Here is an 18,456-nt window from a genome sequence, read left to right as displayed (position 1 = left end):
CCAATGTAGCGCCACCCTCCCGATGGCAATTGCCGGCGGGACGCCGGCGCTACAAAAAGACCGGGGTCAGGCCGAATCTATCGCCTTGCGGACCGACGCCACATACTTATATAGCGCATCCGCCCCCTTTTTCGCCGAGCCGGCCCCTTTGATCACACGGATCGCCTGCGACCCTATAATCACACCGTCGGACACTTTGGCCATCTGTTTGGCCTGCGACGGTTCCGTCACGCCAAAGCCAGCCAGCACCGGCAACTTGGTGAGCCGCTTCAGGCTCTTTATCCCGCGCGCCGCATCCGCCGGGACGGCCTTCGTCTTCCCCGTCACCCCCTTGATGGTGATGTAATAGACGAAACCCGTGGCAATTGAGGCGATCTTTTTCATCCTCGCCGTGGTGGACGTTGGCGCGGCGAGCATGATCGTGCAAAGCCCCGCCGCACGGGCGGATGGGACGAACTCCCCCGCTTCCTCCGGCGGCGCGTCCGGAAGGATTATCCCGTCCACCCCAGCCGCCGCGCAGTCGTTGAAAAATTTGCCGACCCCGTGGTTTACCACAAGGTTCACCGTGAGCATGAAAACAAGGGGGACGGTGCTTTCTTTGCGTATCTTTTTGACCATCTCAAAAGTCCTGGCCAAAGTTGCGCCCTTTGCGATGGCGCGGCCGAAAGATTCCTGTATCACAGGCCCGTCCGCCAGCGGGTCGGAGAACGGCACGCCGATCTCCACAATGTCCGCCCCGCCCCGCTCGGCCGCCTTCACAAGCTCCACCGTGGCTTTCATGGACGGATCCCCGGCGGCGAGGAAAATCACCAGCGCCTTGCGCTTGTCCCGCTTCAACCGCGCGAAAGCGCCCTCTATACCGTTCATCAGCTTGAACATGTTCCCTTTATGTTATTTGGACTCGATGCGGAGTATGAGGACAATCTCGCTGCCGGTGTCCTTCTTCTTGAGCGCCAGCGTCCCATCCTGCCTGTTGTTCCCCCTTTGGCGCTCGATGGCCTTGGCGCTCGCGTCGTCCGTGTCGGTTGACATGGTGAATTTCCACCCTTTTTCAGTCAACTCTCCGGTGTAATAATCGCCTGCCTGCTTAATGTCCTTGGCTGCTTCCCACACCACGTTGAACACCGTGGCCTTCCCCTGGCTCATTCTTGACGAAGCTGTGATCTTGGCCCCTGCGATCACCGGGAAATCCTTGGGAAAATCGGCGGGAAGCGTGGCGTTATTGCCTGCGTTAAAGGCGAACTCCCCCTTGCCGTCCGCTCCTTTCATGGAAACACTCCCGTCGCCCCCCTGGCCTGTGACCACAACAGAGGTCCCATCTTTACCTTTGAATGTGAGTGTGCCCCCCTCCTTGTCCACGGAGACCCCGGAACTGATCTCCACGGCTTTCTCCACCCCGTAGCTGAACAACTTCTTGACGACCACAGTGGCTATCCACCCGAGCGCAACCACGGCGATTATAACGCCGATGAGGATATTCCTCCCCGCATTCGATTTGGGCGCGGTGGCGCCGGGCCCCTGCTGGTTCAATTCGTTCATCGCAAAACCCCTCCTTGTGGTCTTATGTCAAGACGCCGCTTCGGCGCCGTTGATTAATTTCTGCGCCGCTTCCACGTCCTTGTCCCCTCTTCCGGAAAGGCATACCACCATCACCTGCCCCTTTTTCATCTTTTTCGCAAGCTTCATGGCGTGAGCAATGGCATGTGCGGACTCGAACGCCGGAATGATCCCTTCCAGCTGGGCAAGTTTCTGGAAAGCGGCCAAAGCCTCCTTGTCGGTGATGGTGGCGTACGTGGCCCGGCCGGTGTCCTTCAAATACGCGTGCTCCGGCCCGACGCCCGGATAGTCCAGCCCGGCGGAAATGGAGTGGGTCTCCATCACCTGGCCGTCGTCATCGGTCATCAAATAACTTTTCGATCCGTGCAGCACCCCAACCTTCCCCATGGCCAGCGTGGCGCCGTGCATGCCGGTGGAAAGCCCCATTCCGGCCGCCTCCACGCCAACCAGCCGCACCTCCTCGTCGTTCAGGAACGGGTAAAACGTCCCCATTGCGTTCGAACCTCCGCCGACGCAGGCCACCGCCACGTCCGGCAGGCGCCCTTCCTTGGCAATGATCTGGAACTTTATCTCCTGGCCGATCACCGACTGGAACTCCCGCACGATCTTCGGGAAAGGATGCGGCCCTACCACGGAACCTATTATGTAATGAGTGTCCCCCACGCTTGCGATCCAATCCCGTATCGCCTCGCTTGTGGCGTCTTTAAGCGTTTGCGAGCCGGTCTCCACCTTGTTCACCCTGGCCCCCAGAAGTTTCATGCGGAACACGTTGAGCCTCTGCCGCTCCATGTCCCGCGAGCCCATGTAAACTTCGCATTGAAGACCGAACAGCGCCGCCGCCGTGGCCGTTGCCACCCCGTGCTGGCCAGCCCCTGTCTCGGCGATCACCCTTTTCTTCTTCATCTGCAGGGCCAAAAGGCCCTGGCCGATGGTGTTGTTTATCTTGTGGGCGCCGGTGTGGGTAAGGTCTTCGCGCTTTAAATAAATGGTGGCGCCGCCGCAATGGGCCGTCAGGTTGTCCGCCCGGTAAAGGGGGGTGGGCCTCCCTATGTATGTGGAACCGAGGCGTGAGAGGCGCTTTCGGAACTTAGGATTGTGCGCCGCCTTCTCAAACTCCCTGTCCAGTTCCTCCAGGGCAGGCATGAGCGTCTCGATAACGTATCTGCCGCCGAATGGGCCGAAATGGCCGTTGCTGTCCGGTAAATTCATATGCCGATCTTTTTAATAAAAGTGGAGTTTAACCCGCGAACCGGGGGGATGTAAAGCGGGCCGCCATTTTTTTTGCGCCGCCATCCCGCGCTCCGGAAGACGGACGGTCTATATTTTTCCCAGTATATACTTTCTGAGAAACAATAAGTTACGCGTTAGTTAATCCAAAAGTTACCATTAAGGCTTCATCCACGGCAGTCATATCGGACAACGCTCCAATCGCCTTGTCTATCTCAACCAGGCGAATGGTCGCCAGATTATCGGTCATGATTACCGAATCGGTAAGAAGCCCGGCCAGCTTGCCTTCATGTGATTCCTTGTTTATCCGGATGCGGGACGGGTGTCCTTCACGTGATAAATTGCTTGTTATCAGGGCTGCAATGACCTGTTCGATATCTGTGGCTGGCTCGTCTGCCTGAACAATCAGGGCGGGGCGGCGCTTTGCGGTGGCAAGGCCGGAATTGGGAAAGAGGACTAAAACAACCGTCCCCTTCTTATACCTTGTCATACAGTTCCATGCCGGCGGCGTTCCAATCGGTCTCGAAAGATTTCAGCCTGTTTCGCAGATCCGCCGCGGCGCTTTGTGAGATCCCCCTTTCCCGCAAATCCACCGATCCTGATTCTTCCGAATTAAGGAAGGTCACGATGATTTCCCCCTCGTCCAATTGGGGTTTTTCATAAAGTTCAACCGTGCCGTTCTTGTAATGGCCTCTGATTGCTTTTATCATGGATCGTTTTCCTTTCGCAGTCATTGCAAACGATTATATTTTTTCATAGAGTCCGCTTAATGGGAAACATATTTTACCTTCAGCGGCCCCTCCCTTCTTTTGAGGTCACAATTTGTGACCTTAAATACTTGTGTTCATCCCCGGTCAACTGAAAAGATGAAATCTTGCGAAGTGACAACAAGACGGGGGTCAGGTGGCCACGGGGAAGCAATATACCGGTTTTACCGGCGGCGTGTCACGCGCACCCCTCGATGATCTTCAGGCAGGTCTCCGCCCGGTTGAGTGTATATAAATGCACCCCCGGCGCGCCGTTTTCCAAAAGAGCGCGAACCTGTTTGCGCGCGATCTCCAATCCGACCTCCTCAACAGCCTTTGCCCCGCCGGTGGCGTCCGCCTCCTCCACCCTGGCCAGAATTTCCGGCGGCAACTTGGCCCCGCAAAGGGAGACGATCCGTTTCACCCCGGCAAGGTTTACGATGGGGAGCACGCCGGGGATTATCGGCTTCTCAATCCCGATGGCCCGCGCCTTCTTTACGAAATCCCAATAGTAACTGTTGTCGAAGAACAACTGTGTTATGGCGAAATCGCTTCCCAGCTCGAGCTTCTCCTTCAGGTGCAGCAGGTCTTCTGCCGGGGACACGGCTTCAGGATGGGTCTCCGGATATGCCGCCACCCCAACGCCGAGCTTCGGGAATCCCTTGCGGATGAACCGCACAAGGTCGCAAGCGTAGCTGAAATCCTTGTTGTTCGGCTTGAAGGCGCCGTCCCCCCTTGGCGGGTCTCCGCGCAGGGCGAGAACGTTGTCTATACCGTCTTTGGCCAGATTGTCCAGAAATCCGTTTATGAATTCGCCGGAGGCCCCCACGCAGGTAAGGTGCGCCATCGGCTCGAATCCGTAATCCTTTTTGAGCCGGGCCACAAGCTCGAGGGTGTTGGACTGTGTCCCCCCTCCGGCGCCATAGGTCACCGACACGAAGAGCGGATTCACCGATTTCAGCCTTTCGGCGGCGGCGAAAAATTCAGGCCATGCAGGCCGTTCCTTCGGCGGGAAAAACTCCAGGGAGAAAAAACGCTCCCCTTTTGAAAGCAGATCGGCGATTCGCAAATACTCACTCCTAAAATGTCCTGACATTATACGATTAAAGAGGCGCAGGGCAAGAGGCGGAGCGGTCCCATGCTTGACTTAATGTCCATATCGGACATAAAATGACACAAATACCGGTTTATGACATATTTAAGCAAATGGTGACATGCAAGACCGTCGTTTCCGGCGGTGGAAGGATATTGATTCCGGCCAAGGCCAGAAAAGCCCTCGGACTGACTGTCGGCGACGAGGTCATCATGTTCATCGGCGAGGGCCAACTGACGTTGACAAGCGTAAAAAAGTCCATCGCGATGGCCCAGCGCATCGCGGGCAAATATAAAAAGCGCGGCAGATCGGCTGTGGAGGACTTGTTCCGGGAGCGCAGGGAGGAAGTTGCGCGCGGTGAATAAGGGGCGTGTCCTTGACGCTTCGGCCGTACTGGCCGTGCTATTCATGGAATCCGGTTTTAAATCAGTCATACCCGCGTTGGAATCCGGCTCGGCGATTATCGGCTCCGTCAACTACGCGGAGGTGTTAAGCCGTTTAGGCTCCTATGGCGCGCCGCCCAAGGAAGCGATCGAAGCGGTGGCGGCCCTTGGAGTTCAGGTCATCCCGTTTGGCCGCGGCCAGGCGGAATTCACGGCGCAAATCCATCCGGACACGTCAAAACACGGCCTGTCCATGGGCGACCGCGCATGTCTGGCGCTTGGCAAGGAAACGGGTTTTCCCGTTCTCACCGCCGACAAAGCATGGGGCAAGCTGCATATTGAAGGAGTAAAGGTGGAGTTATTACGATAACGCCATAAAGCCCCGCCATGCAAAGGGGCTTGACTTTATGCGCCGGAATGGAATACTTAACAAAAGGTCCTGAATTCAAATCATAAACCGTAAAACAGCTATTGGAGCGGGTATGGACAGGCTGGAGAACGGAAAAATATGGCTGGGGCTGGACATCGGCTCCGTGTCGGTGAAAGGGGCCGCGATCAACGGCGCTAACCAAATAATAACCAGTTTTTACAAACGCTCGCACGGCCAGCCGGTGGCGGCCACGGTGAGCGTTATAAAAGACCTGATGGCGGCCATAAACGGCCATGGCGTGGAACGGCTCGGCGTCACGGGCACCGCCGGGGAGCTTATCGCATCGCTGACCGGCGGGGTGTTCACAAACGAGGTGATCGCCCAGTCTTCCGCCGTATCGGTCCTGTATCCCCATGTGCGCACCCTTGTGGAGATGGGTGGGGAGGACTCCAAGATGCTCATGTTCAAGGAAGAGGCCGGCGAGACCACGCTGGAGGACTTCTCCATGAACAACCTTTGCGCCGCCGGCACCGGAAGTTTTCTGGACCAGCAGGCATCCCGCATGGGCTATGCGATAGCCGAAGAGTTCGGCGCGATGGCGCTAAAGTCCAAGCATCCTCCAAGGATCGCCGGAAGATGTTCTGTGTTCGCAAAGTCGGACATGATCCATTTGCAGCAAGTGGGGACCCCTGATTACGAGATCATCGCCGGGCTTTGTTGCGCCGTGGCGCGTTCATTCAAAAGCAACGTTGGGCGCGGCAAGGAGTTCAAAAAGCCGGTGGCCTTCTTCGGCGGGGTGGCGGCCAACCGGGGGGTGGTAAAGGCGCTGGCGGACGAACTGGAAATGTCCGTGGAGGAGATTTTCATCCCGGAAGAGCACGCGGTGACCGGGGCAATCGGCGCGGCGCTGGCCTCCAGGGACACGCAGGGGGATTTTGAATTCAAGGGGACCGCCGGGCTGGAGGGGTATCAGGCGGCGCGGGACGGAGCGCGAAAGGCCATGGCCCCGCTCACCGGCGAGAGGAACGACTCGGACTACGACATACATATAAGAAAGCTTGGCGAGAACGAGAGGGACGTCCCCTGCTATATCGGCATAGACATAGGCTCTTTGTCCACCAACGTGATTGCGCTCGACGATGATCTTAACGTGCTGGCCCGAAGGTATATCCGCACACAGAGCAGGCCCATCCAGGCTGTCACGCGGGGCCTTCTGGAGATCGGAGAGGAGATCGGCGGCAAGGTGAACGTGCTTGGGGTGGGGACCACCGGATCGGGCCGGTACATGATCGGCGATTTCGCCGGGGCGGACGTTGTGCGAAACGAGATCACCGCCCAGGCCACCGCCGCCATCCATTTCCATCCGGACGTGGACACCATCTTCGAGATAGGCGGGCAGGACAGCAAGTATGTGGCGGTGGAGAAGGGCGCGGTGGTGGACTTTGAGATGAACAAGGTGTGCGCCGCTGGCACCGGCTCTTTCATCGAAGAGCAGGCCGAAAAGCTGGACCTGAACATAGAAAAAGAATTCGCCTCCACGGCGTTCGCCGCCAAGGCGCCCGGAAAGCTGGGGGACAGGTGCACGGTGTTCATAGAGTCCGACCTTGTGTCCAACCAGCAGAAAGGGATGGCCAAGGAAGACCTGGCCGCCGGGCTGGCCTATTCCATCGTTTCAAACTACCTCAACCGGGTGGTTGGGGACAGGAAAATAGGGAATAAAATACTGTTCCAGGGGGGTGTGGCATGGAACCGGGCGGTGGTCTCCGCGTTCGAGGCGGTGACGGGAAAAAGTGTGACCGTGCCGCCTCATCACGACGTGACCGGGGCCATCGGCGCCGCCATGATAGCCATGAAACACCGCGCGAAAACCCCCTCCCCCGCCCCTTCGCGGTTCAAGGGGTTCGACCTGCGCGAGCGCAAATACAAGGTGACCTCCTTTGAGTGCAAAGCGTGCGACAACGTGTGCAACGTAAGCCGCGTGAGGTTCGAGGGGGAGAGCGCCCACCACTATGGCGCCCGGTGCGAGCTTTTCGAGGGGGACAAGAAGAAGAAAAAGGAAAACACCCTGCCGGACCTTTTCGCGGAAAGGGAGAAACTGGCGTTCAAAGACCATCTGGGGCGCAAACATGTGGAAAAGAAACCGGGCATGCCGCTTGTGGGCATCCCCCGGAGCCTGTACTTTTACGAGCACTACCCGTTCTGGGGCGCGTTCTTCGCCAATTTGGGGATAGACACGATCCTTTCAGGCAAGACAAACCAGAACGTGATCCACGAATCGGTGGAAAGGGTGAAGGCGGAGACCTGCTTCCCCATAAAGATAATGCACGGCCACGTGGCGGAGCTTCTGGACAAGGGGGTGGACTACGTTTTCATCCCCTCCACCATCACGGTGAACCCGAAGAACACCAAATTCACCAATTCCCACACATGCCCCCTGGTGCAGGCGATCCCGTACATCATAAAGTCGGCGATAGACCTCAAGGGTTCCGGGGCGGCGCTGCTCGAACCTGCCGTGCATTTCCAGCGCGGCATGGACTATGTGGCCAATGAGCTTATACCGCTGTTCTCCGGGAAATTCGGCGTTTCGGCGAAGGATGTGCGGATGGCCGTGCAGGCCGGGCACGCGGCGCAGGAGGAGTTTTACGCCGTGGCCAGGCGGCGTGGCCGCGAGGTGATGGCCGAACTTGGGGCCAAAGGCGAAAAGCCTGTTGTGATAATCAGCCGGCCGTACAACGGATGTGACTCGGGCATTAATCTGGACCTCCCCCGCAAGCTTAGGGACATGGGGAAGGTGGCCGTGCCGATAGACTTTCTGGAACTTTCCGAAGAGCAGATCGCGGCGACGAATCCGGACATGTACTGGCGCTCCGGCCAGAGGATGATGGCGGCGGCGGACATCGTGCGCCGCGACCCGATGATGGACGCCATTTTCATCTCCAACTTCAAGTGCGGGCCGGACTCTTTCATCCAGTACCACGTGAAGGAGAAGCTGGGCGGCAAACCGTGCCTTGCGCTGGAGATAGACGAACATTCCGCGGACGCTGGCGCCGTGACGCGGCTGGAGGCGTTTTTCGACAGCCTGGAGAACGTGGACGCGGTGAAATTCGCCCTGGACGGGGCGCATGCCCACGCCGGGGGCAACGGAAACGGGCATAAAAAAGAGGCCACGATGGAATGCGGCGCGCCCGCCATGAAATCCAACGGCTCGGGCAACGGCCACAAACGCAAGCTGTACATGCCTTACATGTGCGACCACAGCCACGTGATCGCCGCCGCCATGCGCGCAAGCGGGGTGGACGCGGAGGCGTTGCCGGAGACCGACCAGGAGTCGCTGGAACTTGGGCTGCGCCATTCTTCCGGCAAGGAGTGCGTCCCGTTCACGCTGACCACCGGGGACATCCTCAAAAAGACGATGGAAGAGGATTTCGACCATAAACGCGCGGCTTTCTTCATGCCCACCACGCAGGGGCCATGCCGGTTTGGACAGTACAAGAACGTGCAAAGCCTGCTGCTAAGGGACATGGGGATGGGAGACATACCCATTGTCTCCCCCGATTCGGACGCGGGCTATGGGGCGATCGGCGAACTTGGCGTGAAGTTCCGCCGGGCGGCGTGGCGGGGGGTGGTGGCGGTGGACATCCTCCACAAGCTGCTCCACGAAATCCGGCCGTATGAAAAGAACCGCGGCCAGACCGAAAAGGTGTACCGCGAAATGCTGGACAAGGCGTGCGCCCTCGTAGAGAAGGACTCTTCGCTTCTGTTCGATTTCATGAACGAGGTGAACTCCCGGTTCGCCTCCATACCGAAAAGCGGGGCCAAGAGGCCGGTGATCGGCATCGTGGGGGAGATATACATGCGAAGCCACACCTTTGGCAACAGGGACATAATACGCAGGATAGAAGCGCTCGGCGGCGAGGTGTGGCTGGCGCCGATGGGGGAGTGGATCCTGTACTGCACCAACAGGTATGTTGAGAACTCGAAAAAGGACAAAAAATATCTTGACCTGCTGAAAGGATATATGCAGGATAGAATCCAAAAGAAAGACGAACGCCGCCTTTACGGACCGTTTCACGCAACGCTGTCAAACGGCGAGGAGGAGGCGACGGCGCATATCCTCGGGAACGCGGCCCCATACATGGACGCCACGTTCGAAGGGGAAGCGATTTTGAGCATTGGCAAGGCAGTAGAGTACGCGAAAAGAGGACTGGCCGGGGTGGTGAACATCCTGCCGTTTTCCTGTATGCCTGGGACAATTGTCGCGGCGATCTCCAAGAAGATGCGCGAGGACCATAACAACATCCCATGGCTGAACCTGGACTTCGACGGGACGGAGGAAACGGGGACGCAGACCCGGCTTGAAGCTTTCATGTACCAGGCTGAGCAATACCGCCAGCAGACATCTGGCGCTTTGGTTTGATTTTATTTTTGGAGATAGACAATGGCTTTGATCATCAATGAGGAATGCGTTAACTGCGGCGTGTGCGAGCCGGAATGCCCCAACGAGGCGATCTCGGAAGGGGAAGACATTTATGTGATTGACGTGGCAAAGTGCACCGAGTGCGTGGGCGCCTATGAAGAGCCCCAGTGCGTGGACGTTTGCCCGGTGGACTGCATCGTCGCGGATCCCGACCATACGGAGACCCGCGAAGAGCTGCAGGCCAAGTACGAGCAGCTGCACGCTAAATAACCATTCTGGGCGCGCCGTTTGAATTCCAGACGGCGCGCTGGCCTGATGGCGGGCGGTACCGGGCCATTTTTTCGGCTCTGGGCCGCCCCTTATTTTTATTGCGCCGGGCGAATGAATTCAAGTATTTCACCCCTGTTTCCGATAAATAACCTGTGACAGGGAGGCCCATGATGGTTTTTGATATATTGGACACGGCGCTACGGCTAGCCATAACCCTTGAGTTTGGTTTCATTGGGATTGCGGGGGTATTGGCCACTGTCCATTGCATCACCATGGACTCGCGTATAAGGACCATGGCCGCCCAGCAGCAGGAAATGATCAAGGGAATCAAGGAAGCGCTCGAAGCCCAGCTAAAGGAGCGTGAAGAAAAACGCCAGGCCAGGCTCGCCGCCATGGCCGCCAACGCCGCCTGACGCCCGCCGGGAAGGAAGATAAACCACAGAGGCACAGAGAGGGAACTGTGTTGTTAATTGCTCGGCGGGGTGTTTGAGCCGGAGGCGTCACCCCGCCGTCCTATAGCCATACGGATTATGTGTTGAAGAACACCCCGATGAGCATTTGGGCAACAGCCCGAGGCGACCACGGGGAAGCATAAAAAAACCTGAATTATCACCACAGAGACACGGAGGCACAGAGGGGGAGGTGTGTTGCTCTCTCTAAATATGTTATCCAATTCGGGTGGACGTAAAAAAAACCAGGCGGCGATAGCGCCGGGCGCCTTACAGCGCATCGAAAGCTCCGCTGCCGCTGCTCCCTTCCGGGCCTGACGGGGTCCACGGTTAACGATCGCGTAAGACCCGGCGCTTCCGCCGCCTGGTGTTAGCGTTTCAGAACGAGCAATTATACTATCACGTCCGCTATCAAAAGTAGCAGGGAGATTTTCACCACAGAGGCACGGAGGCACAGAGTTTTATTTTTTTGTCTCAGTGTCTCTTTGGTTTAATTTCTTCCGGCTTCAGTTATTAAAGCGTCCTTCGTATATGGCCGAAAGCCTATCCATCACTGGTTCCATCCCATGAGCGCCAACCACTTTGCGCCGCGCTTTTGCGGACAAATCGGCGGCAAGGGCTGGTCCGTCCAAAAGCTTGATGACCGGCTTTGCCAGCGATCCGGGATCTTTGGGTTCGGCCAGCAGGCCGCATCCGCCGTTATCTAGCATTTCCGGCGTGCCGCCCGAGTTCGTCCCCACCACAGCCTTCCCCATCGCCATCGCCTCCAGGCAACCCAGCGAGAAAGTCTCCCCATGCGAAGGCAACACATAAATGTCCAGATCGGCCAGAACGGCCGCCGTGTCGTCCGTGGCCCCGGTGAACAGGACGCGCTCCCCCACTCCCAGCTCATCCACCTTCGCCTCCAGAACATGCCTGTACTGCCCGGCAAGCTCCGGCGTCTCGTCTCCGGTCAGGACCAGCATGCTTTCCGGATGGCTGTTCAAAATGGCCGGCATCGCCTCTATCATTTCCATCTGCCCCTTGAGCGGCTCCAGCCTGCTTATCACACCGATCAATTTTGCGGCGCCGATACCATACTTCTCCCGCAACGCACCCTTCTTCACCGATTCCGGGTTGAACCTGGCAAGGTCGAGCCCGTATGGCAGCGTGACTGTTTTCTCCGGGGCGACGGGAAGATACTCCACCGCGTTCTTGCGGATATATTCAGACGCGGCCAGCAACGCGTCCACCCGGCCGTATTCAAGCCTGTGATAAATGTCTTTTTTCGGCGCGGGGACGAGCATGTAGTTGGAAAACACAAGTCTCACACCACCAAGTCCCCAAAGCGCGGGAACGATAAGCCCAAGGTCGGCGGAAGTATGGGCGTGGACAACGTTGACGCCGGAATTTTTCACGATGGACCTGATGGCCAGCATGGCCCCAACGTCCACATACTTCACCGGGTCGAGTTCGAGCGTTTTAAAACCAGTCTCTGCGCGCAACGCCTTGGAGAGCGGCGCCCCGGCCCTTGATATGAAGGTTATGCCGTGTCCCTTTGCGGCCATCCGGCGGGCCTGTTCAAGCGCATAGCGTTCCATCCCGCCCCATCCGCGGGAGAAAAGGACGTGCAGTATGTTCATCCGCCAATCATTTCCCGCGCGGCCACCCTGGCCCTGTGGTCCACGGCCAGCGCGTCGGCCAGCGTGTTTATCCGGCCTGTTTCGCAGGTTCCCAGTATGTTCTCCACGATTCCGGCTATTCTCGTGAACCCGATCCGCCCGGCCAGGAACGCCTCCACCGCCACCTCGTTGGCCGCGTTTAACACGGCTGTGGCGGAGCCGCCGGTCCGCATCGCCTCATAGGCAAGCCGCAGCGCGGGGAACCGCGCCGTGTCCGGTTCCTCGAAGGTCAACCGGCCGATCTTGGCCAGGTCCAGGCTGGGCAAATCCACGGCCACTCTGTCCGGATACCCCAAGGCGAAGGATATCGGTGTGCGCATGTCCGGCAGGCCCATCTGGGCTATCACCGACGAATCGCAGAACTCCACCATCGAATGGATCACGCTTTGCGGATGGACCACCACGTCAATCTTCTCCGGCGGCAGGTTGAACAGCCAGCGCGCCTCGATGACCTCCAGCCCCTTGTTCATCATCGTGGCGGAGTCTATGGTTATTTTCGGCCCCATGTTCCAGTTGGGATGGTTTAGCGCCTGTTCCACGGTAACTTTTTCCATCTGCCCCGCCGAATACCGCAGGAACGGGCCGGAGGACGCGGTGAGGATGATCTTGCGGATATTGCCCATCTTCTCGCCGCGCAGGGCCTGGAAGATCGCGGAGTGTTCGCTGTCCACCGGGATTATCTTCACCTTGCGCCGCCGCGCCTCTTTCATCACGATCTCGCCGGCCACCACAAGGGTCTCCTTGTTGGCCAGGGCCACGGTCTTGCCGGCCATGATGGCCGCCATCGTCGGCGGCAGACCGGAGGCTCCCACTATCGCCGAAAGGGTCATGTCCGCCTCCGGATGAGTGGCGCATTCGATCACTCCCTCGGCCCCGGTGACGATCTTCACCCGGCGTTTTATCATCCCGCGAAGCCGCGCCGCTTTCTCCTTGTCCGCCACGCAGACGATTTTCGGCCTGAACTTTTCTATCTGCCCGGCAAGCTTTTCGGCGGACGAACGGGCGGCCAGCGCCACCACCCGGAAAAGGTCCGGCCTGCTTTCTATTATGGACAGGGCGTTGACTCCGATGGAGCCGGTGGAGCCCAATATCGATATGGATTTCATGCCAGCGCCACCGCCTTGAAATAGACGTACAGCGCCGCCGCGTTGAACATCACGCTGTCCATCCTGTCCAGCGCGCCGCCGTGGCCGGGGATTATGGAGCCCGAATCCTTCACCATCATTTTTCTTTTCAGAGCGGACTCGGCAAGGTCGCCCGCAGGCCCCACAATCCCCACGATCACCCCTGCGATGGCCGCGTGGCCCAAGGCGAGCGCAGGGAGGAAAAGTATTTTTATTATCACCGCCCCGGCCACGGCGCCAATGAAGCCGCCGATAAAGCCTTCCACCGTCTTTTTCGGGCTGATGGATGGCGCCAGCGGGGTCTTGCCGATGGCCCTGCCGGTGAAATAGGCCAGGGAGTCGCAAAGGACGTTTGCCAGCGCCAGCATGACGGTTATCATGGCCCCGTCCGGCAGCGTCCTTATCAACGCGGCGGAGCCGAAGGTGAGCGAAATGTAAAATATACCGAACACGGTGTTTGCCGCGGCCCTGTACGCGTCTGTCGCGCCGGAGAAGGGAGCGGCGCCGAATATGGCGATAAGCGCGAGGGATGCAAGCATGAAAAAGCCTTCCGGGCCGAGGAAGAACATCGCCGCGTAAAGCCCCAGCCCGAAGACTATCCCGGCCGCGGGTAGCGAGGGTTCGCCGCCGGCCTTCATCATCGCGAAAAACTCCCACAGCCCCAGCGCCGCGAACACCCCCATGAAAACGAAGAACATCAGCGGAGTCCCGGACAGCAGGACCGCCAGCGCCACCGCGGCCAGCGCCACGCCGCTAATAATCCTTAGCGCCATGGCTCACCCCCTTCCGCCGGAAATCTGCTCCGTGGTCTTCCCGAAGCGTCTTTCCCTTTTCTGGAACGCGGCTATGGCCTCCGCCACGTCCCGTCCCTCAAAATCGGGCCATAGTTTGTCCGTGAAATAAAGTTCCGTATAGGCGGTCTGCCACAGCATGAAGTTGCTTAAGCGCACCTCGCCGGATGTCCTTATCAAAAGGTCCGGGTCGGGCATGTCACCGGTGTCAAGCAAGGCGCTGATATGTTCTTCCCCGATGTCTTCGGGCTGGAGGGCGCCGTCGCGGGCCGCCTTCGCGATCTTTCTTATCGCCCGCACCATCTCGTCGCGCGCGCCGTAGGAAAGCGCCAGGGTGAGGGTCATCCCTTTGTTGTTTTTCGTGCGCTCCATGGCCGATTCCACTGCTTCCCGGGCGAATCCCGGCAGGTCTTCCCTCACGCCGATCACGTTGAACCTGATGTCTTCCTTGAGCATCCTGCCAAGCTCCCGTTCCAGGTATTCGCGCAAAATGCCCATCAGCGCGCCGACTTCCTCGGCTGGGCGTTTCCAGTTTTCAGAGCTGAACGAGTACAAGGTAAGATGGCCCACGCCGGTCTCGCGGCAGAAGGTGACCACCCTGTCCACAGCCTTCACCCCCGCCCTGTGCCCGGCGATCCTGGGGAGCAGCCGCTTTTTGGCCCAGCGCCCGTTGCCGTCCATGATTATGGCTATGTGCGCGGGCAGGCGGCGCAGGTCCAGTCCGGCGGTGAGGCGCTCGTCCGTCATTGTCAGGGTTGGCGGCCGGTCACCGGTCCATTATCTCTTTTTCCTTAGCGGCGGTCTTCTTGTCCACGGAGCCGATATGGTCGTCCACGATCTTCTGTATCTTCTCCCCGGCCTTGTGCGCGTCATCCTCGGAAACAGCCTTGTCCTTTTCCAGCTTCTTCACCTTTTCCAGCCCCTCGCGGCGCAGGTTGCGAAGGGCCACCTTCGACTCTTCGGATATCTTGCGCACCACCTTGGTCAGCTCCTTGCGGCGCTCCTCGGTGAGCGACGGCATGTTGATGCGCACCACCTTGCCGTCGTTGGCGGGGTTTAGCCCCAGCCCGGAGGTCAATATGGCCTTCTCTATCACCGGGATCATCTTCGCTTCCCACGGCTGTATGGCGATGGTCAGCGAGTCGGGCGTGCTGACGGAGGCCACCTGGTTTAGCGGCGTCTCCGTGCCGTAATAGTCCACCTTAATCCCGTCGAGCAGGGCCACGGAGGCCCTCCCCGTCCGCACGCCGCCGAACTCCTTGCCAAGGTGCTCGATGGCGCCGTCCATCTTCCGGTTCAAATCGTCAAAAAGGTTGTTCAGCATTTCAGACCCCTCTCACTATGGTCCCGATCTTCTCGCCGGTGAGCACCCTTTTGATGTTCCCCGGCACCGTCATGTTGAACACGATTATCGGGACCTGGTTGTCCATGCACAACGATATTGCCGCCGCGTCCATTATCTTCAGGTTGTTCTTGAGCACGTCTATGAACTTAAGCTCCGTGTACTTGCGGGCGGAGCTCACCTTCATCGGATCCGCGTCATACACCCCGTCAACCTTGGTCGCTTTCATTATCACCTCCGCGCCGATCTCCATCGCGCGCAACGACGCAGTGGTGTCGGTGGTGAAATAAGGGTTGCCCGTGCCGCCGGCGAATATGACCACCCTCCCTTTTTCAAGGTGGCGGACGGCGCGCCTTCGCACATAAGGCTCGGCGAGCTGGTGGATGTCGATAGAAGTCAGAAGGCGGGTCTGGCAGTCTATCCGCTCCAGCGCGTTCTGGAGGGCAAGGCCGTTTATCATCGTGGCCAGCATCCCCATATAGTCCGCCGACACCCGGTCCATCCCGCTTTCGCTGGCCACCGCGCCACGGAAGATGTTCCCGCCCCCCACCACCACCGCCATCTGCACGCCGATGGCTGCCACGTCCTTGATCTCCTGGGCCAGATGGCTCAAGGCGGCCACGCCTATACCCTGTTTGCCGGCGTCCGCGAACGCCTCGCCAGTCACTTTAAGCAGGACGCGCCTGAATGGAAGTTTCCCCTCCTCCATTTCCACACCTCTTTCTCCAACAGGTCCTCGGACAGCAAGTCGTCGGACGTCCTTTTAGGGCTTCCCCGTGGTCGCCTGACCACGGCCTCCTGACAGCGCAGGGAAGACCGGGGCCGGCCGGCCCCGGTGAAGCGGCGATGGTTTCATGCTGTCACTGCAGTCAAAATTCTTTCTGGCAAGACTACTCTCCCAGTTGAAGCCTGCGGAACCTGCGGATGGTCACTTCACCGCCAAGCTCTTTGGACGCCTCGGCCAGAAGTTTCTTCACGCTCTTGTCCGGGTCTTTCACGAAGGCCTGCTCGATAAGGCAGGACTCCGAATAATATTTGGCCACGCGCCCTTCCACGATCTTCGGGATGATGTTGGCCGGCTTGCCGGACTCCGCCGCCTGCGCCTCGAACACAGCCTTCTCGCGCGCGAGCAGGTCCGCCGGCACTTCCGCCGGGGTCACCGCTATGGGGCTGGACGCGGCCACGTGCATGGCGATGTCCCTGCAAAGCTCCTTGAATTTGTCTTTCCCGGCGATGTCCGCCGAGGCGCTTCCAACTTCCACAAGGACGCCGATGGAGCCGCCGCCGTGGATATACAGCCCGAAACCGCCCGGCCCCGAAAGGTCGAACCGTACGCGCCGGCCGATGGTGATGTTCTCGCCGAGCTCGTGGATCTTGGCGGTGACGATGTCGTTGACCGTCCTGGAAGCGTCCGAAGCGAAGGGCTGGGCCGCGAAAGCCGCGTCATCGGCTTGCGGGCTGGATAGCACATGAGCGGTGATGTCCTTCACAAGTTTCTGAAAAACGTCGTTGCGGCCGACGAAATCGGTCTCGCATTTCAGTTCGGCCAGGGCCGCGCTCTTGTCCGTGGCGATACCGGCGATGGCGCCTTCCTTCGTGCTCCTGTCCGCCTTCTTGGCAGCCTTGGCGGCGCCTTTCTTGCGGAGGAAGTCGAGGGCCGCCTCCATGTCCCCCCCGGTCTCACCGAGGGCTTCCTTGCATTCCATTATCCCCGCGCCCGACCGCTGGCGCAGGTCCTTTACCATTTCAGAAGTGATTGTCGCCATTTTTCCTCTTTATTCCTTGCGATGCGCGGGGAAGCTTTAAAAACTTCCCCGCTCTTTGATTATTGACGTTTGAGCAACCGGAATCAGGCCTGCGCGGCCGCGTCCCCGCCCTCCGCGGCCTTGGCCTCCGCCTCTTTCACCTGCGCCTCGCGCCGGGCCTGCTCCTCGGCGCGCTTGGCCGCCTGGGCCCGCTCGCGCTCCTCGGAAACGGCCTTCTGCTTCATCGCATACTCTTCCTTCCCTTCGTTGAATGCGGAGGCGACGGACGATGAGATCAGCCTGATGGAGCGTATCGCGTCGTCATTCCCGGGGATGATGTACTCGATCCCTTCAGGGTCGCAATTCGTGTCCACTATGCCAACGACAGGGATATGCAGACGCAGCGCCTCGGTGAGGGCTATGCGCTCGTTCTTCGTGTCTATTATGAACATGGCGTCCGGAAGCTTTTCCATGTTCCTGATGCCGTTGAGGTTCTTGTGGAGCTTTTCGCGCTCTTTCTGGAGCTGGATCACCTCTTTTTTCGACAGCACCTCGAACGTGCCGTCATCGGCCATCCCGTCGAGCTCCTTGAGCCTGGCAACGCTCTTGCGCACGGTCTCGAAGTTTGTGAGCATCCCGCCAAGCCAGCGTTCCACCACGAACGGCATCCCGCAGCGGCCGGCCTCTTCCACCACTATGGCGCGCGCCTGCGGCTTGGTGGCCACGAAAAGGATCGTGCCTCCGTTGGCGCCTATTTCCTTCACCTTCTCCAAGGCCTTGTTGAAAAGCTTGGAGGACTTTTGAAGGTCGAAAATGTAAATCCCGTTGCGCGAGCCGAAAATGAACTTCTTCATTTTCGGGTTCCAGCGCTTTGTCTGGTGGCCGAAGTGGACACCGGCTTCCATCATTTCCTTGATCGTCACAGCTTGCATCGAAAATAGCTCCTATAAAGCAAGTTTTTCCTCTGTTTCCCGTATTTCCGGAGGCGAAACGGCCTTAACTTAAAGGCCGCACCTGCTTTTTCCACCAGCGGGAAACATGTGTTTTAGCCATGCCTCGCCACAGCCCAATGCTCCGGCAAGACAATAACGTATTATTAGACCACAAAGCCATGCGCCCGGGCAAGGGATTCGTTAGCTGGACGAATTGCCTCATATTAAAAGTAACCGAAGAATTAGGCGAAAATGATTCGATGCCTCATGTTTCATGTAACCGAAGGGAGCATGGAATATGGGCAAAAGCGCCAGAAAAGAATACCTTGCGAAAATCAAGGGCCGCTAC

At 58.7% G+C, this 18,456-nt stretch carries 19 protein-coding genes and 1 other RNA gene; 5 read left to right on the top strand and 15 right to left on the bottom strand.

Features of this window, described 5'->3' with window-relative positions; all coding sequences use genetic code 11:
- Positions 1–66: 66 nt before the first annotated feature.
- The 6 genes from HZB29_04995 to metF all read right to left on the bottom strand — a co-directional run bounded on the left by HZB29_04995 (position 67) and on the right by metF (position 4,599).
- A complete protein-coding gene (locus HZB29_04995; protein MBI5814949.1) occupies positions 67–867 on the bottom strand; it encodes a tryptophan synthase subunit alpha in 801 nt (266 codons plus the stop codon).
- 24 nt (positions 868–891) lie between these two features.
- Positions 892–1,539, bottom strand: coding sequence for a hypothetical protein (locus HZB29_04990; protein MBI5814948.1), 648 nt, complete (start codon positions 1,537–1,539; stop codon positions 892–894).
- 27 nt (positions 1,540–1,566) lie between these two features.
- Complete coding sequence (gene trpB, locus HZB29_04985) at positions 1,567–2,766, bottom strand: tryptophan synthase subunit beta (protein ID MBI5814947.1); 1,200 nt, start codon at positions 2,764–2,766, stop codon at positions 1,567–1,569.
- A 148-nt stretch (positions 2,767–2,914) separates the two neighbouring features.
- Complete coding sequence (locus HZB29_04980; protein ID MBI5814946.1) at positions 2,915–3,274, bottom strand: type II toxin-antitoxin system PemK/MazF family toxin; 360 nt, start codon at positions 3,272–3,274, stop codon at positions 2,915–2,917.
- Positions 3,261–3,494 (bottom strand): hypothetical protein, encoded by a 234-nt coding sequence (locus HZB29_04975; GenBank protein ID MBI5814945.1) that lies wholly within the window; start codon positions 3,492–3,494, stop codon positions 3,261–3,263. Before HZB29_04975 ends, HZB29_04980 begins: the two co-directional genes overlap by 14 nt.
- 235 nt (positions 3,495–3,729) lie before the next feature.
- Positions 3,730–4,599, bottom strand: a complete 870-nt coding sequence (gene metF, locus HZB29_04970; protein ID MBI5814944.1) for a methylenetetrahydrofolate reductase [NAD(P)H] — start codon at positions 4,597–4,599, stop codon at positions 3,730–3,732.
- A 101-nt stretch (positions 4,600–4,700) separates the two neighbouring features.
- Between metF and HZB29_04965 the strand changes: the two genes are divergently transcribed.
- From HZB29_04965 to HZB29_04945, 5 genes are all read left to right on the top strand, one after another.
- Positions 4,701–4,988 (top strand): AbrB/MazE/SpoVT family DNA-binding domain-containing protein, encoded by a 288-nt coding sequence (locus tag HZB29_04965; protein MBI5814943.1) that lies wholly within the window; start codon positions 4,701–4,703, stop codon positions 4,986–4,988.
- Complete coding sequence (locus HZB29_04960; protein MBI5814942.1) at positions 4,972–5,376, top strand: type II toxin-antitoxin system VapC family toxin; 405 nt, start codon at positions 4,972–4,974, stop codon at positions 5,374–5,376. The genes HZB29_04965 and HZB29_04960 overlap by 17 nt, the downstream gene beginning before the upstream one ends.
- Positions 5,377–5,488: 112 nt before the next feature.
- Positions 5,489–9,793, top strand: coding sequence for a CoA activase (locus HZB29_04955; protein MBI5814941.1), 4,305 nt, complete (start codon positions 5,489–5,491; stop codon positions 9,791–9,793).
- A 21-nt stretch (positions 9,794–9,814) separates the two neighbouring features.
- A complete protein-coding gene (locus tag HZB29_04950; protein MBI5814940.1) occupies positions 9,815–10,063 on the top strand; it encodes a YfhL family 4Fe-4S dicluster ferredoxin in 249 nt (82 codons plus the stop codon).
- 167 nt (positions 10,064–10,230) lie between these two features.
- Positions 10,231–10,476 carry a hypothetical protein gene (locus HZB29_04945; GenBank protein MBI5814939.1) on the top strand — a complete coding sequence of 82 codons (246 nt, stop codon included), beginning with the start codon at positions 10,231–10,233 and terminating at the stop codon, positions 10,474–10,476.
- A 292-nt stretch (positions 10,477–10,768) separates the two neighbouring features.
- Here HZB29_04945 and ffs read toward each other — a convergent pair.
- From ffs to rpsB, 9 genes are all read right to left on the bottom strand, one after another.
- Positions 10,769–10,866, bottom strand: an RNA gene (gene ffs, locus HZB29_04940) — signal recognition particle sRNA small type.
- Positions 10,867–11,018: 152 nt separating this feature from the next.
- Positions 11,019–12,134: a glycosyltransferase family 4 protein gene (locus HZB29_04935; GenBank protein MBI5814938.1), complete on the bottom strand. Its 1,116-nt coding sequence runs from the start codon at positions 12,132–12,134 to the stop codon at positions 11,019–11,021.
- A complete protein-coding gene (locus HZB29_04930; GenBank protein ID MBI5814937.1) occupies positions 12,131–13,279 on the bottom strand; it encodes a 1-deoxy-D-xylulose-5-phosphate reductoisomerase in 1,149 nt (382 codons plus the stop codon). Before HZB29_04930 ends, HZB29_04935 begins: the two co-directional genes overlap by 4 nt.
- Positions 13,276–14,070: a phosphatidate cytidylyltransferase gene (locus tag HZB29_04925; GenBank protein ID MBI5814936.1), complete on the bottom strand. Its 795-nt coding sequence runs from the start codon at positions 14,068–14,070 to the stop codon at positions 13,276–13,278. The genes HZB29_04930 and HZB29_04925 overlap by 4 nt, the downstream gene beginning before the upstream one ends.
- Before the next feature lie 3 nt (positions 14,071–14,073).
- On the bottom strand, positions 14,074–14,835 hold the full coding sequence (locus tag HZB29_04920) for an isoprenyl transferase (protein ID MBI5814935.1): 762 nt from the start codon (positions 14,833–14,835) through the stop codon (positions 14,074–14,076).
- Between the two features lie 19 nt (positions 14,836–14,854).
- Positions 14,855–15,412: a ribosome recycling factor gene (gene frr / locus HZB29_04915; GenBank protein ID MBI5814934.1), complete on the bottom strand. Its 558-nt coding sequence runs from the start codon at positions 15,410–15,412 to the stop codon at positions 14,855–14,857.
- A gap of 1 nt (position 15,413) precedes the next feature.
- Positions 15,414–16,139, bottom strand: coding sequence for a UMP kinase (locus HZB29_04910; GenBank protein ID MBI5814933.1), 726 nt, complete (start codon positions 16,137–16,139; stop codon positions 15,414–15,416).
- A 181-nt stretch (positions 16,140–16,320) separates the two neighbouring features.
- Positions 16,321–17,196 (bottom strand): elongation factor Ts, encoded by an 876-nt coding sequence (locus HZB29_04905; protein ID MBI5814932.1) that lies wholly within the window; start codon positions 17,194–17,196, stop codon positions 16,321–16,323.
- Positions 17,197–17,279: 83 nt separating this feature from the next.
- On the bottom strand, positions 17,280–18,107 hold the full coding sequence (gene rpsB / locus HZB29_04900) for a 30S ribosomal protein S2 (protein MBI5814931.1): 828 nt from the start codon (positions 18,105–18,107) through the stop codon (positions 17,280–17,282).
- Between the last annotated feature and the right edge of the window lie 349 nt (positions 18,108–18,456).

The sequence above is a fragment of the Nitrospinota bacterium genome (genome assembly GCA_016235255.1).
Classification (GTDB): Bacteria; Nitrospinota_A; UBA7883; order UBA7883; family JACRLM01; genus JACRLM01.
This window is presented reverse-complemented; position numbering and strand designations above follow the sequence as displayed.

Coding starts and splice junctions, on each gene's coding strand:
- HZB29_04930 (MBI5814937.1), bottom strand. CDS start 13,279: ATGAAATCCATATCGATATTGGGCTCCACCGGCTCCATCGGAGTCAAC.
- HZB29_04975 (MBI5814945.1), bottom strand. CDS start 3,494: ATGATAAAAGCAATCAGAGGCCATTACAAGAACGGCACGGTTGAACTT.
- HZB29_04905 (MBI5814932.1), bottom strand. CDS start 17,196: ATGGCGACAATCACTTCTGAAATGGTAAAGGACCTGCGCCAGCGGTCG.
- HZB29_04965 (MBI5814943.1), top strand. CDS start 4,701: ATGACACAAATACCGGTTTATGACATATTTAAGCAAATGGTGACATGC.
- frr (MBI5814934.1), bottom strand. CDS start 15,412: ATGCTGAACAACCTTTTTGACGATTTGAACCGGAAGATGGACGGCGCC.
- rpsB (MBI5814931.1), bottom strand. CDS start 18,107: ATGCAAGCTGTGACGATCAAGGAAATGATGGAAGCCGGTGTCCACTTC.
- HZB29_04950 (MBI5814940.1), top strand. CDS start 9,815: ATGGCTTTGATCATCAATGAGGAATGCGTTAACTGCGGCGTGTGCGAG.
- HZB29_04920 (MBI5814935.1), bottom strand. CDS start 14,835: ATGACGGACGAGCGCCTCACCGCCGGACTGGACCTGCGCCGCCTGCCC.
- HZB29_04935 (MBI5814938.1), bottom strand. CDS start 12,134: ATGAACATACTGCACGTCCTTTTCTCCCGCGGATGGGGCGGGATGGAA.
- HZB29_04945 (MBI5814939.1), top strand. CDS start 10,231: ATGATGGTTTTTGATATATTGGACACGGCGCTACGGCTAGCCATAACC.
- HZB29_04995 (MBI5814949.1), bottom strand. CDS start 867: ATGAACGGTATAGAGGGCGCTTTCGCGCGGTTGAAGCGGGACAAGCGC.
- HZB29_04990 (MBI5814948.1), bottom strand. CDS start 1,539: ATGAACGAATTGAACCAGCAGGGGCCCGGCGCCACCGCGCCCAAATCG.
- trpB (MBI5814947.1), bottom strand. CDS start 2,766: ATGAATTTACCGGACAGCAACGGCCATTTCGGCCCATTCGGCGGCAGA.
- HZB29_04955 (MBI5814941.1), top strand. CDS start 5,489: ATGGACAGGCTGGAGAACGGAAAAATATGGCTGGGGCTGGACATCGGC.
- HZB29_04910 (MBI5814933.1), bottom strand. CDS start 16,139: ATGGAGGAGGGGAAACTTCCATTCAGGCGCGTCCTGCTTAAAGTGACT.
- HZB29_04925 (MBI5814936.1), bottom strand. CDS start 14,070: ATGGCGCTAAGGATTATTAGCGGCGTGGCGCTGGCCGCGGTGGCGCTG.
- HZB29_04980 (MBI5814946.1), bottom strand. CDS start 3,274: ATGACAAGGTATAAGAAGGGGACGGTTGTTTTAGTCCTCTTTCCCAAT.